Raw genomic sequence first — 14,777 nt, forward strand, 5'->3', positions numbered from 1 at the left:
TTTCTGATAACTGATAACTGATAACTGATAACTGATAACTGATAACTGATAACTGATAACTGATAACTGATAACTGATAACTGATAACTGATAACTGATAACTGATAACTGATAACTGATAACTGATAACTGTCACCTACCTCCCCGAGTACTTTTTCCTTGTTTCTACCTTTTGTAACTCTCTATCCCAGATCATTTGAGCAACCGTTTGAGCGGGATTGTCAGATACGGCCAAGGCCATTTTTAGTTTCTCTTCTGAAACATCAATTCTATAAAGGCTATTGAGGAGACGGTTGAAGTCGTGCGTCATCAAGTGCTCCACGAGTTTTAGTAAAAAGCCAAAAGCTCTTTCTTCCGTCATTTCTTCACCTTGCTGCAACTCCCAATTTTTCGGGTCTACTTGAAAGTCTTTGCTGATGAGCGCTAGGCCAGTTTGTATGTCGTTTAAATCCATAAAAAAAGCCGGTTGAGCACCGGCATTTAATTATTTTTCTTCTTTTGTTTCGGCTTCTTCGTCTGTTTCCGGTTCTTCTTCGAAAACCTCTGGATGATCTTTGGACAATAGGTTATACCAAGTCACCAATTTCTTGATGTCCGATACATACACCCTGCTTTCATCATAGTCAGGCAAAATGTGCTGTAAAAAGGCTTTCAATTCATCGGGATCAGAGGTTTTGCTTAAGCCTGTGTCACCCTCAAATTCAGCGTGGATTTTCCTCATTACATCGGCCAAAGGAGTAGCTCCTTCTTCGGTATGAGTGTAAATAGAAATCTCACTTAGAATGGACACCTGCGCATCGGCTCCTACGACTACCTTCTTTTTCTGAGCATCTAAAGACTCCAGAATTATCCCCGTTCTTCCTGGTTTTGCAATTCTAAACAAACCACCTTTTCCAGTTACTGCGGCAATTTCTTCAAACTTCATATTTACGATTTATACATTATTGCCTTTGGGCGACCCCGCCATTGGCTTTGATTAAAATAAAAATTATGTGGTGAGCACTCCGTGAATGTACTCAGCAATTTCTGTACGGCCTAAACCTGATTCGGCCGAACTTACGAACATCACAGGTAATTCTTCCCAAGTTTCTTTCATTACCTTTCTAAAGCGGGCAATGCTCTGCTGAGATTTGTTAATCGATTGCTTATCGGCTTTGGTGAAAATGAGTCCCAAGGGGATTCCTGCTTCACCCAACCATGTTACAAACTCGATGTCAATTTTTTGTGGCTCCAATCGGCTATCAATCAGCACAAACACCATTTGGAGGTTTTCTCTTTCCAAAAGGTATTTCTCAATCATAATACTCCAAGCCACTCGATTTGACTTACTGGTTTTGGCATAGCCATAACCCGGTAAATCGACCAAGTACCACTGATCGTCTACAATGAAATGATTGATCAGCTGTGTTTTGCCAGGTCGGCCAGAAGTTTTAGCCAAGTTCTTCTTTTGCGTAAGCATATTAATGAGGGACGATTTGCCCACATTCGAACGGCCAATAAATGCGAACTCAGGCTTATCTGGTTTAGGGCATAAATTGTGATCCGTATTGCTTATTACAAAACTCGCATTTTCAAACATGGTGCAAATGTAAATAAGTACCGCGAACCTTTAAACCTTTCTTTGTTCTTATTTGTGAGGAGGATCAGAATTAGTTACCTAATCTCTTTTTTAATGTTTGGGTTGTGCTTGATGATTTCACACAGTTTTAGGTAGTCCAATAAGTCAATTCTTTCATCGATTCTAATAAGGTATTTCTGCGAATCAACGAGCTTTTCAAGCTGCTCTAAATCAATTGAGTTTTGGATTTCAATTACTGATCTATCTTGTTCATTGCTTTTGGGTTTTTGAGGTGCTGGTGGTATGTTTTTAAGGCTGATGAATGAGTCGAGTGCTTGTTGATTAATGCTGATTTGATCCTTCTGAATATAAAACTCTGCTAGCATTTTATGCCCCGTAATCAACGTGATCTCACTCAAACCACTTATTTGTAGCCATTTGTAAACCTCTACGAGATCATTGAATGTAACCCCTTCTCCTACAAATAGGGCTAAAGGTTGATTTGCACTGCTATGCCCTCTATTTATATATGCAGGAATACTGCCCTGGTCTGCTATTACGTCATTCAACCTTACTTGGAGCGAATCATTTATTTTCATCAAATGAATAAAAAGCATGTTGGCATTTGGGTTTAATACTTCATCTGTTTCAAGGTCTATTAAATCATACTGTAGACTAGGATCAAAGTGCCCAGAATCATTTTTATAAAATGAACCGTTTCCTAATATTAGATTACCTGATTTCTTTATGAAACTGGTTTTCCAAGTGTTTCCGTTTGAAAATGTCAGGCTTATAGAATCATCTTTTATGACATAATTAGTTTGGTAGATAAACGAGTACTCATCTGTTAAATAAAGTGTGTCCTCATTAAAAAAGAGTTCATAAGGGATTGAGGGAGATTGACTTGATTGATCAAAATTTAGTTTCCATAACCCATTTAAATTATCATCACTTCCGCAGGAGAATAGAGTGAGTGTTAAAAGCAATATCGACATGTAAGCCTTCATCTAGTTATTAAAGTTATCAAGATTGAATAATACGAACCTCATACCTTCCTTTTGTTCTCGACTGTGATTTCAGACCCTTCGGCCAGCATTACGGATACTGGTTTAATGTCGGTAAGCATTGAAAAATCATTTCCGTAAACCGCATTAAAGTCCACGTCAATCTTATAGTCTGTTACTTTATAGCAATCCCATCGAGGGTGGGTTACTTCGTATTCAAAGGTGGAATTCGCTCCAGCTTTGGTATAGCCCCAGTAATGCTCGGTAATAAATTCGAATTCGGAATTTCTGTCAATAACAGTAGGGGCTAAGTCAGCTTTTAATGCGAAGAGGTTTTTCTTACCATTGAGCGACCAGGTGTATTCCACCGATCTCTCTTTTTCAAACTCTTTCAATAAATGCGACATTTTCATGGTTTGGTAATGCTCTTTGTATACGGTATTAGCAATGAATGTTAAAGCTGCTTTGGGTACAATTTCCTTGATGAAAACTACGCCTCTTTTCCATTTACCATCCTCCTTATATTTCACATAGAACCTCAGGTTTACTTCTTCGAAATTGCGATGGAAAGGGATTGGTAAGCCTAACAGTTTGGTGTTGAGGAACATAAAGCCTACAAGGCTAACATAGCAGGTGCCTTTCCATAAGTCTAACTCAGTTTTTGGAGGGAGGTATTTGGTCAGTAGCTCTGGATCGATAACATAATTCGCAATTGCAAGTTTTCGCCATTCGGCTTTTAGAAAGCTCATTTCTGATTATTTGTAATATTGTTGCTGTTGTCTTATTGGGTTGACACTTCCAAAAACATCTTAATCTACTCAATGTCCTTTGCTTTTGAATGATTTCTAGTACAAAAAATAACATGACTTTTCTGACAGTTTTTGAAGTCACGGTTTCGTTACATTATTCCTTTGCCCCGGAGTTTATAACAATACCCAGTTGAGACTGTTCTACCTTAATAACCCTTAAAAACAAAGAGGTTGGCAGCTTTTTCCGTTATTCTTGGGCATTGCGCTAAGGTTTTATAACTTTGCAACTTCTTGAAAATCAAGGAAAAATTTAAAAGAAAGAATTATGTCAAAAGCAAAGCAAGGCGATAACGTCAAAGTGCATTACACTGGAAGATTGAAAGATGGAACCGTTTTCGATTCATCTGAAGGAAGAGAGCCATTAGGTTTTCAAGTGGGTGCAGGTCAAATGATCAAAGGATTTGATGCTGCCGTAGATGGTATGGAAAAAGGACAAAAAGTAACTGCAGAAATTCCTGCAGCAGAGGCTTATGGTGAAGTTAACCCAGAGTTATACTTCGATGTGCCAAAAGCTAACTTACCTGAAGATTTGAAACCTGAAGTGGGTCAACAACTTGCAATGTCTCAGCCAAACGGCCAACAAGTGCCAGTGAAGGTGAAAGAAGTAAAAGAAGATGTAGTGATTATTGATGCCAATCATGATTTGGCTGGAAAAGACTTAGTCTTTGATATAGAATTAGTTGAGATTGCTTAAGCAATTTTAAATCTAAAATTTAAACGGACTCGCCTTAAAGTGAGTCCGTTTTTTTTATGCAGTTATTTTTTAGGTATTTAATAAAACTTGGTGCCTTTGAATAAAAGCCCCATCTAAATCTTCCCCTAGGGGAAGACTTTTACGGCAGTACTTAATTTAGGCCCAGAAAATAAAGTTGACTGATGCTCAAAAGTCCCTCCAGGGAGGTCTCGAGACTTCGGGATTGGGAGGCCTAAGGAATAAGTAAAGCGTTATCTCGCAAATATCTGAATAGCAAACCCAGCCAAAGCCATAAATAAGCACAGCGGAGAAAATAGTTTAGTGTCCATTTTAGCAAAAGGGGTGGACTTGATTGTTTTAAAGAAGCCTACGAATTTAAAATCACCGATTGCCCTTAGTAAAAAGATCGAGGGGATAATCCAGCCAACATATGTGGTGAGCCAACTAGGCATTTCTATCGCTGTATATATTGCTTGAAATAAATAGAAAGCACCAAAGGCAGACAATCCTAACCCGACAATCAGGCTATCTAATTTTTTAGGGTTAAGCACTCTTTTGCCTGCTTCATTGGTCGGTAGGGCTACCTCAAAACCCCATTTTCCGCCCAATACCCAATTGAAATGGATCAAGCCAAGTACTATTAAGATAATGGATAATAGGAGGGAGAGGATTGAAAGAAACATAAAACCCAAAATTCAAAAAACAAAACTCAAAGCCAGAGCTTACCCCATTTTAAAGCCTTTGAGCTTAATCTGTGTTAGTTTACGTTTGGTGTCGAGTGGAAAATCTCCTTGCATCATCCAGTCGTAATAGCCACGCTCTTTTTCGAGTACTTCGGTTACAGGTTTGCCTTTGTGCTTACCAAAATTGAAGACTTCAATACCTTTGTCGTTAAACACAAAGCGTCCGCCAAGATCAACCATGTTGGAACCTACCAATTGGTGCAATGAGGCCATGTCATTTTCGATTTTTGCGATAACGTTGCCTCCAATATCTTCTACCGATTGGCCATTGTATTTGTCGAGTTGGGCTTTGAGTACTTCGTAAGTAGCTTCTGTATCGGCCATAGCACCATGGGCTCCTTCTAATTCTTTATTGCAATAGAATTGGTAAGCCGCAGTAAGCGTCCTTTTTTCCATCATGAAGAAGATTTTTTGGGCATCCACCAATTTTCGGTTGCCTACTTCAAAATCTACTCCTGCCCTTAAAAACTCTTCTACCAAAAGGGGAATATCAAAACGCACGTGGTTGAAACCAGCCAAATCGGCTCCTTCTAAAAATTTCGCCACGCTTTTAGCCAAAGTTTTAAAAGTGGGTTTGTCTTTTACATCCTCATCACGGATACCGTGAATCATGGCCGATTCTTCAGGAATTGGAATAGTAGGGTTGATCAAATGATGCATTTTCTCTACCACGCCATTTGGCATTACCTTAAGTATTGCCAATTCTACGATTCTGTCTTGGGCAATGTTAATACCTGTCGTTTCCAGATCGAAAAACGCCAATGGGTTTTTAAGATTTAATTCCATGATTTCCTGTTTATGCAGGTGCTTTTAAAGAATGTGTTGCTTAAGTGCTTCTATGTTAAGGCCTCCAAAATTACCAGAACTCATAAGAATCAAGTTTTTATTGGCCCAGCTATGTTGCATCAAATGATCATTTAATTCAGCAGTGTCATTAAAGAGTATAATGTCTTTTCTGTTGAAGGCCGTTCTAAGGTCAGCTTCTGTCAATGCTTCAAGCCCTTTTTGTTTTGCGGCTTCTGGATTGATGTAGATAATCGCCTCATCGCTATTATTAAAGGTGTTTTGGTATTGCTCAATAAAGTCTTTGTTCAAACTGCTGAAGGTGTGCAGTTCGAGACATGCCACCAAATAACGGTTTGGAAACTGGTTTTTTATGGCTGTGGTTGTCGCCAAAAGTTTAGAAGGAGCGTGGGCAAAATCTGTATATATAGTGGTGGTAGGATTTTTCCCTAAAATCTCCATCCTTTTACCAGCCCCCTTAAAGGTCACAATGGCTTTGTAGAACTGGTCATCGGTAATACCAATCCTCTTGAGTATGGCCTGTGCCCCACTCAAGTTTTGCATGTTATGGTAACCAAAAATTTCAACTTTAATCTCACCATCAGGCAATCTTAAATAAGTAATGCCATCTCTCACTACGTGTTCATGCGCCTTGTAAGGAATATTGGTAACGTCTGGTCTTTCCTTTTCGGCAATAATCATAGAGGCCAAATTATCTTCCTCACAATAGATTAAGGTACTTGCCTTAGATGAAGAATCGGCCAGCAATTCGAATTGATTTACGTAATCATCCAGAGTTGGAAAAACATTAAAGTGATCCCAAGCAATTCCTGAAACGCTCGCAATATGATGGTCGTAGTGTAAAAATTTTGGTCGTGAGTCTAAGGCTGAAGTCAAGTATTCATCACCTTCAATAATGATGATTGGCGCATCGGATAGTTTCACTTGCTCATCAAAACCTTTGATTTGAGCACCTACCATATAGTCGAAGTCACGATCAGTATCTTTTAAAACATGCATCACAATGGCTGTCATGCTAGTTTTTCCGTGGCTTCCTGCAATTACGATCCGTTGTTTGTTTTTAGATGCTTCGTAAATGTACTCTGGAAAAGAAAGTACTTTAAGCCCTAGTTCTTGTGCTTTTAATAACTCTGGATTGTTCGCCTTGGCGTGCATGCCCAAGATCACTAAATCCAAACTGCTGTCAATTCTGCTAGCATCCCAACCTTCATTTTCGGGCAAAAGGCCCAATTCTTTCAGCTTCGATTTAGAGGGTTCGTGAAAATGATCGTCAGATCCGCTTACTTTGTGCCCTGCCTTGTTTAAACTCATGGCTAGGCTATGCATGATGCTTCCTCCGATAGCAATGAAATGGATACGTTGAGAATTTTGAGTCATATTATTAGATGGATTGAACGTTCAAAATTAAGACAAAAAGGACGTTCAACAAATAAAGCAAAATAAACTAGAACCTCACGTGTATAACATAGTGTAAAAGTTGTGGGTAAGTACTCGACACAATCGTTGTTGAACATAGGAATTTGCGCTAGGTTTGAAGTATGGAAAAAGGAAAGTCTGCGGCATTGCGTTTAGGTTATAAATCTAGGAACAATCTAGGTGATGAACTGAGCCAATTGGGGAAATTACCACCCCAAGCGACAGACCTTGAAGAGGCCATTTTGGGTGCTTTGATGTTGGAAAAGGATGCTTTGACCAACGTGATTGATATTCTTAGGCCTGAATCTTTTTACAAAGAAGCCCACAAGGTAATCTATCAAGCTATTTATGATCTTTTTCAGGCTTCGGAACCCATTGATATTCTTACGGTAACCAGCCAGTTAAGAAAAGAAGGTAAAATCGAAATGATTGGTGGGCCGTACTACATTACACAGCTTACCAACCGTGTAAGTTCTGCGGCCAATATTGAATACCATTCTAGAATCGTAGTAGAACAATCCATCAAACGTGAGTTGATTCGTATTTCTTCTGAAATTCAGCGTGAAGCTTTTGAGGATACTACTGATGTTTTTAAGCTGCTCGATAAAATGGAGCAGTCGCTGTTCGAAGTTTCTGAAACTAACATTCGTAAGGAATATCAGAAAATGAAGGACATTATGACGACTGCCCTTGAAGAAATTCATGCGAGAAGAAATCATAAAGATGGCCTTACAGGAATTCCTTCTGGTTTCACGAGTTTAGACAGGGTAACCTCTGGTTGGCAGAAATCAGATTTGGTAATTATTGCAGCGAGACCAGCAATGGGTAAAACAGCTTTTGTGGTTTCTGCCCTTCGAAATGCAGCCGTAGACCATGGGCATGCAGTAGCCATTTTCTCTTTGGAAATGTCATCTGTACAGTTGGTCAATCGTTTGATTTCTGGCGAAGCCGAACTGGAAGGGGAGAAGATAAAGAAAGGTAATTTGGCCGAACACGAATGGGCGCAGCTCGTTCACAAAACAGCGAATCTAACAAAAGCCCCCATTTTTATAGATGACACCCCCGCGCTATCCATCCTTGAATTAAGGGCGAAGTGTAGGCGGTTAAAACAACAGCATGACATTCAACTGGTGGTAATTGACTACCTCCAGCTGATGTCTGGCGATTCGTCTAAGGGTGGAGGCTCAGGAGGTAACCGTGAACAAGAAATTGCTTCGATTTCGCGGGCCTTGAAAAATATAGCAAAGGAATTGAGCATACCTGTAATTGCACTTTCACAGTTGAGTAGGGCAGTTGAAACCCGTGGTGGCGATAAACGTCCGCAGCTTTCCGATTTAAGGGAATCAGGATCTATTGAGCAGGATGCGGATATGGTAATGTTCCTTTACCGACCAGAATATTATGGTATTACGCAAGACGAAAACGGAATGCCAACCCAAGGCGTGGGCGAAGTGATTATATCTAAGCACAGAAACGGTTCTTTGGAAAACGTTCAACTTAAGTTTATTGGAAAGTACACCAAGTTTACCGATTTGGATGTTACTGGCTTTGGCGGAAGTTACGGTACCTCGCTTCCGGGCTCTGGTGCTGCTAGTTTTGAATCTGGCGGTGGCGGTGGTGCGATGACTTATCAAAGTAAAGCCAATGGCAATGACAGTCCACCTGCATTACCTCCAAGTGGAGAGGATGCTCCTTTTTAAAGCGTCTTAAAAACAAATCTTGGCAGAATCGATCACCTATAATCGAAAAGCACAAGCCTAAAATCTAATGAAAGCACTTGTTTTAGTAGATCATCCAGAAGACAAAATTCAATTGTTAGAAATTGAAAAACCTGTTCCTGCCGAAGGAAAGGTGTTGATTAAGCTGAAAGCGGCTGCTTTAAACAGACGAGACCAATGGATAAGGGAAGGGAAATATCCAGGGATTAAACCTAACACAGTTTTGGGTTCAGATGGAGCTGGAATTGTGGAGGAAGTTGGTGCTGGAGTTTCATTCGATTTAATTGGCAACGAAGTCATCATCAATCCGAATATTGATTGGGGAGAAAATCCAAAGGTCCAGTCTAAGGCCTACAGCATATTAGGAATGCCTATTAATGGTACTTTTGCTGAGTATGTAGTAGTAGAAGCATCAAAGATTCACGAAAAACCAAAGCATTTAAGTTGGGATGAAGCCGCTTCCATTCCTTTAGGTGGACTCACAGCTTTTAGGGCGGTGTTTACTCAAGGACAAGTGTTGGCAGGTCAAAATGTATTGATTTCTGGTGCTGGAGGTGGAGTAGCACAGTTTGCTATGTTGTACGCTTTGGCGGCCAAAGCAAATGTATATGTTACTTCGGGCAGTGCTGACAAGATTGAAACCTGTATTGGTTTAGGAGCAAAGGCTGGCTTTAATTATAAGGCTGAAGGTTGGCAGAAAGAGGCGCTTCAGGCTTCTGGTGGTTTCGATGTAGTCATCGATAGCGCAGGCGGAGATCAGCTCAACGACTTTATTAAAATGATGAAGCCCTCTGGAAGAATTGTTTTTTATGGTGCTACCAATGGCACTCCTCAAAAACTAGATATGTTCCGCATGTTCTGGAATCAGATTACCCTACAAGGCTCCACCATGGGCAACGATCAAGAATTCAAGCAGATGGTAACCTTTATTAACCAACATAAACTCAAACCTATTTTAGATTCAGTTCGACCATTTTCAGAAATCATTTCGGCTTTTGACGCGATGAAAGTGGGAGGGACGTTTGGGAAGCTGGTGGTGAATATGGGGAACTAGTTACCTGGAAATCGATAACTTTGCTGGGTAAGTCTTGACGTGTCTCAAATAGTCTTTTTGATTTACTCTGGTTTTATAAATAAAAATAAGAGCACCTCTGGATATATATTCAGAATGCTCGGATTTTAAAACAATTGGACTCTTGTTCAATTCTCTGATAATTCCGAATAAATTGGCAAATGTGTCACCCGGCCAATATTTCCAATGAATGCATTCAATATCCTCCAGAATTAACTTTTGGATTTTTAATAACTTTTCAGGAGTGGTGATCCCTACTTTCCAAATAAGGCCTTGATTAAATGACGAACTGTTATTGTTTACCCAGTTGTTGATTTGGTCTTTGGTGTCTGATGAACCTGTCTCTAAATAGTTAATTGCTGGATTTGCCATGATTTTACTTTATGTTTTCAGTGTTTTACCAAAGGCTTTTTTTATTTAATGTCTTGTATTTAACGTTTAATACTAGATTACTTTTTTGACTTAGAGGTTGAAAACTGGAAGGCAACTTCATTTGCTGAAAGGCTTTCTGTTCCTTGATTTTTCGAACCGTGATCATATGAATAGCTGAAAGAAATAGAATCGCTGAGCTTTAGCCCAAGATTAAAAACTAGAATTTTTTCTTTCCTAAGAGAGAGAGTTGTCCAAAGGTTTTGGTTAAAGATTAGTTTCATCGAGTAGTCGCTTGTATTTTTTTCGTAAGGATTTACTCTGTGCAATAGGGAAGTAATCAATTGCCAATCAGAATTAAGCGTAAACTTGAATCCTGCGTTGATAAGGTGTTGGTTTTTTATTTTAAAACCGTCTTCACTTTCTTGATTTGATGAATTGCCGGAAAACAGTCTCTTAATACCGTATCCAAGTTGTAATTGGTCTGAATAAAACCAAATGCCTAGACCAAGGTCCAGAAATTTTTCTCTGTTAAAACTTGTGATGAATTGATTAAACGGAAGATCATTATCTTCTAAAATAAAATAATCATCACTTACATTCAATAGTACTTGTCCTATGGTGGCTGCTGTACTTAAACTGTAACGAGCGTTTAGTGGAAGGTGCATTCCTGTTGTTATATGCGCGGTTGTCTTTTCTAATAACCCAAAATTATCTTTTGATATAATAGCCCCTATAACGGGTATAGGTTTAGGGTTGAACGCTTTAACTGTGCTATTATCGACATACTTTTTTAATCTAAACCCGTTGCTCATATTTTGTGAAAGAATTGGGCTTTTGATTGTTCCATAAACCGACATATAGTATGAACTGACATCATTTATCCGGTTCGATTCTTGTTTTCGAACACTAAAGTCTATGTTCAGGTGGTTAGAAATATTTGTAGCCGCGGGGTTAATAAGGTAGTTGTTGTTTAAGTACTGGCTATATTCCGTAATCTGCTGAGCGAAACTGTTGTTCGTCAATAAGATCAGTCCGAATAGAAAAAGGCGATATGGGCTTAATGCTCTCATTTAATGATGGTAATTTCACCTTCTATAAATTCAAGAGGGTTTTCCTCATCTATGACCTGATAGAGGTAAACACCAAAAGGCTGAGTTTTACCGCTAAGTTTCCCATCCCAAGGGTTTGCATTGTAATTGGTTTGATCATAAAGTAAGTTGCCGTATACATTGTAAATTTTAACCTGTGCTCTAGGGAGTTTTTCAATTTCTGGAATAATGAAATAGTCATTTATTCCATCATTGTTTGGCGTAAAAACATTCGGTATAAGGGCTTTATCAATTAGCTTTTTGTAAAGCCCAACGGTAATGATGGATTCATAAATTTCCACTTGGGCTTTTACAATATTCCCATTAGCGTTGCCGCCTCTGGACAGGTTGGCCTCTGTCCGGTTCCACTCTCCATTATTTTGAATCCAAATTTGCTCTTTCAGTTTAGGGTCTTTTACTAAAACTTCATCGTCAAAGTATTCAAGACCTATGTTAAGTTTATCCTGAGGTTTCATTTTTGTACTCACTTTATAATATCGGGTAATGCTTTCTCCAAAAGGGATGGGTAATATTGAATGTCCTCTTTTGATCAGTAGGCCATCTGAGTTTTCAAAATCATTAAACATTAATCCAAGGTTTCCTACATTTTCATTTTTTAGGTTCTGCTGAGTGTAATATTTGATGATTTCTCCAGAGCCACTACTCAAGACTCGATTGTTAGAATTTTCACCGATTAGTTTACTTTCATTTTTTGGAAGTAATAAATTATAGTCTTGTAGGTCAACTCCTCCAGCTTCAATGATAAACTGATTGTTGACAGTTATGTGAGTACCAATTACTAAATCACCTGATATTCTTAATTTAAGATCATTAAAAATAGGGGAGTTGGTGCCATCAATGTATGCATCTTTTGTTCCGCGAATGGTTACTTCACCTCCGTCCAAACGAAGTTCGCCTTCATTAATGAGATCTAATCCATTCATGCTGATTGAAGGGCTTCCTTGGCTTACAATTTTACTATTGGTTCCATTGATGAAAACCTGTGCATTCAACGAAAAGAAAAAAATGGTGAAAATGAATAAAAGGAGGAGTTTGTTATTTATCATGCTTTTCTCCTTTCTTCAACAAGCTCAAAATTTGGCTGAGTTGATCTTTTAAGCCCTCTACTTCATTATTTAGTAGCTCAATCTGTGATTGTTGCTCTTTAATTGCTTCAACTAAAACTGGTGTTAGCTGAGCATAATTCAGGCTCAAGTAACCTTCAGAATCTTCCTTGACTAATTCTGGAAATATTTTTCGCACTTCTTGAGCGATGAAGCCAATTTGAAGGCCCTTTTCAAAATTTCTATTGGCCTCATTGTTTATTTTCCATTCGTACTTGAGGCCTTCTAATTGGAGTAGATTTTTTAGTGGACTTGGAATGGATGTGAAATTTTCTTTAAAACGTTTATCCGAAGTCTGTGTTAATGAGACCACAGAAGCGTTACCATTTACTTCTAACTCATAGGTCATTGAACTTGGAGATGCTACGCCAATGCCAAGTTTTCCATTAATGTTTACAACATCACTACTAAAATCTCCATAAATTAAAGGGTTATTAGAAGGTGAGTTTTCTATGTACAATGTATTACTTCCTTTATGACTAAATCCTGCACGATAGCCTAGCATTACATTGCCACTTCCTGTACTAACTTTATTAAGTGATTGATAACCTAGAGCCACATTCTTTGACCCAGAAGTGTTGTCTTCTAATGACCCAATACCAATTCCTACATTATCATTTCCTGTGTTACTTAGTCCTGATTCTTCACCGATAAAGACAGATTTAGAATCGTTTGTGAATTCCAGGGTCTCATTATTGATTCTTAATACTTCGTTTCCGGCTGTTTTAAAACGAATAATATCATCGTTGCTATTGTTGAGATCGGTAGTAATGACTGTGTTATTGTCAGCGTCATTGATTTGTCTGTTGTCACCAATTAATGATGTACTACTTCCCCAGTTTCCAGCAGTTTTGGGCCCGAATAGATCTAACGTAGTAGTATTCATAAAGAAGTCGCCATCAACTCCATCGGCTGCTGTAGGGTTTGAGCTACCATTTAATATTGTTTTTCCATCTGCTCCGTTGGTACCGTTCGTTCCGTTAGTTCCAGCGATACCTTGATCACCTTTGTCACCTTTTGCGCCATCAGCTCCATTTGACCCATTAGTTCCAGCAATACCTTGGTCGCCTCTATCTCCTTTATCTCCCTTATCACCTTTATCGCCTTTTGCGCCATTAGCTCCATTTGACCCATTAGTTCCAGCAATACCCTGATCGCCTTTATCACCCTTATCACCTTTTGCACCATCAACTCCGTTAGTGCCGTTAGTTCCAGCAATACCCTGATCGCCTTTATCACCTTTTGCACCATCAGCTCCATTAGTACCGTTAGCTCCAGCAATACCTTGGTCTCCTTTATCACCTTTCTCACCTTTCTCTCCTTTAGCACCAGCTACTCCTTGAATGCCCTGATCTCCTTTGTCACCTTTGTCACCTTTTGCGCCATCAGCTCCATTAGTACCGTTAGTTCCAGCTATACCTTGGTCGCCTTTATCTCCCTTGTCACCTTTATCACCTTTTGCGCCATCAACTCCGTTAGTACCGTCTAGTCCCTTATCTCCTTTGACTCCTTTAGCACCGTCAATTCCATTGATGCCATTTGTTCCGGCTACACCTTGGATTCCCTGAATACCTTGATCACCTTTTGCACCAGCTACTCCATTAGTACCGTTAGTTCCCGCTATACCTTGGTCTCCCTTATCGCCTTTGTCGCCTTTAGCGCCAGCTACTCCTTGAATGCCCTGATCTCCTTTGTCTCCTTTATCACCTTTGTCACCCTTATCACCTTTTGCGCCATCAGCTCCGTTAGTACCGTTGGTTCCAGCTATACCCTGATCTCCTTTATCACCTTTGTCACCTTTAGCGCCATCTACACCATTGGTACCATTAGTTCCAGCAATACCTTGGTCGCCTTTATCTCCTTTATCACCAGCTACTCCTTGAATGCCCTGATCACCTTTGTCACCTTTATCACCTTTTGCGCCAGCTACTCCATTAGTACCGTTAGTTCCCGCTATACCTTGGTCGCCTTTATCACCTTTGTCTCCTTTAGCACCAGCTACTCCTTGAATGCCCTGATCTCCTTTATCTCCCTTATCACCTTTTGCGCCAGCTACTCCATTAGTACCATTAGTTCCAGCAATACCTTGGTCGCCTTTATCACCTTTTGCACCATCAGCTCCATTAGTACCGTTAGCTCCAGCTATACCCTGATCGCCTTTGTCTCCTTTAGCGCCAGCTACTCCTTGAATGCCCTGATCTCCTTTATCACCTTTGTCTCCTTTATCACCAGCTACTCCTTGAATGCCCTGATCTCCTTTATCACCTTTATCTCCCTTATCACCTTTTGCGCCATCAGCTCCATTAGTACCGTTGGTTCCAGCTATACCCTTATCGCCTTTGTCTCCTTTAGCGCCAGCTACTCCTTGAATGCCC

At 39.6% G+C, this 14,777-nt stretch carries 15 protein-coding genes; 3 read left to right on the forward strand and 12 right to left on the reverse strand.

Annotated features, from left to right (window positions below; genetic code table 11):
• Nucleotides 1-136: 136 nt before the first annotated feature.
• The 5 genes from VOI17_RS17130 to VOI17_RS17150 form a co-directional block, all read right to left on the reverse strand.
• On the reverse strand, nt 137-454 hold the full coding sequence (locus tag VOI17_RS17130; RefSeq protein WP_323758452.1) for a hypothetical protein: 318 nt from the start codon (nt 452-454) through the stop codon (nt 137-139).
• Between the two features lie 30 nt (nt 455-484).
• Nucleotides 485-925: a DUF5606 domain-containing protein gene (locus tag VOI17_RS17135; protein ID WP_323758453.1), complete on the reverse strand. Its 441-nt coding sequence runs from the start codon at nt 923-925 to the stop codon at nt 485-487.
• Between the two features lie 63 nt (nt 926-988).
• Nucleotides 989-1,579, reverse strand: coding sequence for a ribosome biogenesis GTP-binding protein YihA/YsxC (gene yihA, locus VOI17_RS17140; RefSeq protein ID WP_323758454.1), 591 nt, complete (start codon nt 1,577-1,579; stop codon nt 989-991).
• Between the two features lie 74 nt (nt 1,580-1,653).
• Nucleotides 1,654-2,553, reverse strand: coding sequence for a hypothetical protein (locus VOI17_RS17145; protein WP_323758455.1), 900 nt, complete (start codon nt 2,551-2,553; stop codon nt 1,654-1,656).
• Between the two features lie 50 nt (nt 2,554-2,603).
• Complete coding sequence (locus VOI17_RS17150; RefSeq protein ID WP_323758456.1) at nt 2,604-3,311, reverse strand: DUF2071 domain-containing protein; 708 nt, start codon at nt 3,309-3,311, stop codon at nt 2,604-2,606.
• A gap of 325 nt (nt 3,312-3,636) precedes the next feature.
• Between VOI17_RS17150 and VOI17_RS17155 the strand changes: the two genes are divergently transcribed.
• Nucleotides 3,637-4,065, forward strand: a complete 429-nt coding sequence (locus VOI17_RS17155; protein ID WP_323758457.1) for a peptidylprolyl isomerase — start codon at nt 3,637-3,639, stop codon at nt 4,063-4,065.
• 251 nt (nt 4,066-4,316) lie between these two features.
• On the opposite strand, the gene VOI17_RS17160 is transcribed toward VOI17_RS17155, so the two are convergent.
• From VOI17_RS17160 to VOI17_RS17170, 3 genes are read right to left on the reverse strand one after another with little or no spacing between them, the layout of a single operon-like run.
• The gene (locus tag VOI17_RS17160) at nt 4,317-4,748 is read right to left on the reverse strand and encodes a DUF3995 domain-containing protein (RefSeq protein ID WP_323758458.1); all 432 of its coding nucleotides are present in this window, start codon (nt 4,746-4,748) and stop codon (nt 4,317-4,319) included.
• A gap of 39 nt (nt 4,749-4,787) precedes the next feature.
• Nucleotides 4,788-5,594, reverse strand: a complete 807-nt coding sequence (locus tag VOI17_RS17165; RefSeq protein WP_323758459.1) for a 3'-5' exonuclease — start codon at nt 5,592-5,594, stop codon at nt 4,788-4,790.
• A 24-nt stretch (nt 5,595-5,618) separates the two neighbouring features.
• Nucleotides 5,619-6,989, reverse strand: a complete 1,371-nt coding sequence (locus VOI17_RS17170; RefSeq protein WP_323758460.1) for a UDP-N-acetylmuramate--L-alanine ligase — start codon at nt 6,987-6,989, stop codon at nt 5,619-5,621.
• Nucleotides 6,990-7,150: 161 nt separating this feature from the next.
• Here VOI17_RS17170 and dnaB point away from each other — a divergent pair, with 161 nt between their 5' ends.
• Both dnaB and VOI17_RS17180 read left to right on the forward strand, forming a co-directional pair.
• Nucleotides 7,151-8,728, forward strand: coding sequence for a replicative DNA helicase (dnaB, locus tag VOI17_RS17175; RefSeq protein ID WP_323758461.1), 1,578 nt, complete (start codon nt 7,151-7,153; stop codon nt 8,726-8,728).
• 67 nt (nt 8,729-8,795) lie between these two features.
• The gene (locus VOI17_RS17180) at nt 8,796-9,800 is read left to right on the forward strand and encodes a quinone oxidoreductase family protein (RefSeq protein ID WP_323758462.1); all 1,005 of its coding nucleotides are present in this window, start codon (nt 8,796-8,798) and stop codon (nt 9,798-9,800) included.
• Here the strand turns inward: VOI17_RS17180 and VOI17_RS17185 are convergent, their stop codons facing one another.
• From VOI17_RS17185 to VOI17_RS17200, 4 genes are all read right to left on the reverse strand, one after another.
• Complete coding sequence (locus VOI17_RS17185) at nt 9,801-10,190, reverse strand: hypothetical protein (protein ID WP_323758463.1); 390 nt, start codon at nt 10,188-10,190, stop codon at nt 9,801-9,803.
• Between the two features lie 77 nt (nt 10,191-10,267).
• Nucleotides 10,268-11,260, reverse strand: coding sequence for a PorP/SprF family type IX secretion system membrane protein (locus VOI17_RS17190; RefSeq protein WP_323758464.1), 993 nt, complete (start codon nt 11,258-11,260; stop codon nt 10,268-10,270).
• Entirely contained in the window at nt 11,257-12,345 is a 1,089-nt protein-coding gene (locus VOI17_RS17195) for a gliding motility-associated C-terminal domain-containing protein (protein WP_323758465.1), read from the reverse strand. The genes VOI17_RS17190 and VOI17_RS17195 overlap by 4 nt, the downstream gene beginning before the upstream one ends.
• A partial coding sequence (locus VOI17_RS17200) for a tail fiber domain-containing protein (protein WP_323758466.1) occupies nt 12,335-14,777 on the reverse strand: 2,443 nt, incomplete at its 5' end. The genes VOI17_RS17195 and VOI17_RS17200, both read right to left, overlap by 11 nt.

The organism is Roseivirga sp. (assembly GCF_034669765.1).
GTDB lineage: Bacteria > Bacteroidota > Bacteroidia > Cytophagales > Cyclobacteriaceae > Roseivirga.

Bases quoted from the DNA above. Each gene is read 5' to 3' on its own strand.
- VOI17_RS17145 (WP_323758455.1), bottom strand. From the start codon at position 2,553: ATGTCGATATTGCTTTTAACACTCACTCTATTCTCCTGCGGAAGTGAT.
- VOI17_RS17195 (WP_323758465.1), bottom strand. From the start codon at position 12,345: ATGATAAATAACAAACTCCTCCTTTTATTCATTTTCACCATTTTTTTC.
- VOI17_RS17155 (WP_323758457.1), top strand. From the start codon at position 3,637: ATGTCAAAAGCAAAGCAAGGCGATAACGTCAAAGTGCATTACACTGGA.
- VOI17_RS17130 (WP_323758452.1), bottom strand. From the start codon at position 454: ATGGATTTAAACGACATACAAACTGGCCTAGCGCTCATCAGCAAAGAC.
- VOI17_RS17185 (WP_323758463.1), bottom strand. From the start codon at position 10,190: ATGGCAAATCCAGCAATTAACTATTTAGAGACAGGTTCATCAGACACC.
- VOI17_RS17165 (WP_323758459.1), bottom strand. From the start codon at position 5,594: ATGGAATTAAATCTTAAAAACCCATTGGCGTTTTTCGATCTGGAAACG.
- dnaB (WP_323758461.1), top strand. From the start codon at position 7,151: ATGGAAAAAGGAAAGTCTGCGGCATTGCGTTTAGGTTATAAATCTAGG.
- VOI17_RS17160 (WP_323758458.1), bottom strand. From the start codon at position 4,748: ATGTTTCTTTCAATCCTCTCCCTCCTATTATCCATTATCTTAATAGTA.
- VOI17_RS17180 (WP_323758462.1), top strand. From the start codon at position 8,796: ATGAAAGCACTTGTTTTAGTAGATCATCCAGAAGACAAAATTCAATTG.
- VOI17_RS17190 (WP_323758464.1), bottom strand. From the start codon at position 11,260: ATGAGAGCATTAAGCCCATATCGCCTTTTTCTATTCGGACTGATCTTA.
- VOI17_RS17135 (WP_323758453.1), bottom strand. From the start codon at position 925: ATGAAGTTTGAAGAAATTGCCGCAGTAACTGGAAAAGGTGGTTTGTTT.
- yihA (WP_323758454.1), bottom strand. From the start codon at position 1,579: ATGTTTGAAAATGCGAGTTTTGTAATAAGCAATACGGATCACAATTTA.
- VOI17_RS17170 (WP_323758460.1), bottom strand. From the start codon at position 6,989: ATGACTCAAAATTCTCAACGTATCCATTTCATTGCTATCGGAGGAAGC.
- VOI17_RS17150 (WP_323758456.1), bottom strand. From the start codon at position 3,311: ATGAGCTTTCTAAAAGCCGAATGGCGAAAACTTGCAATTGCGAATTAT.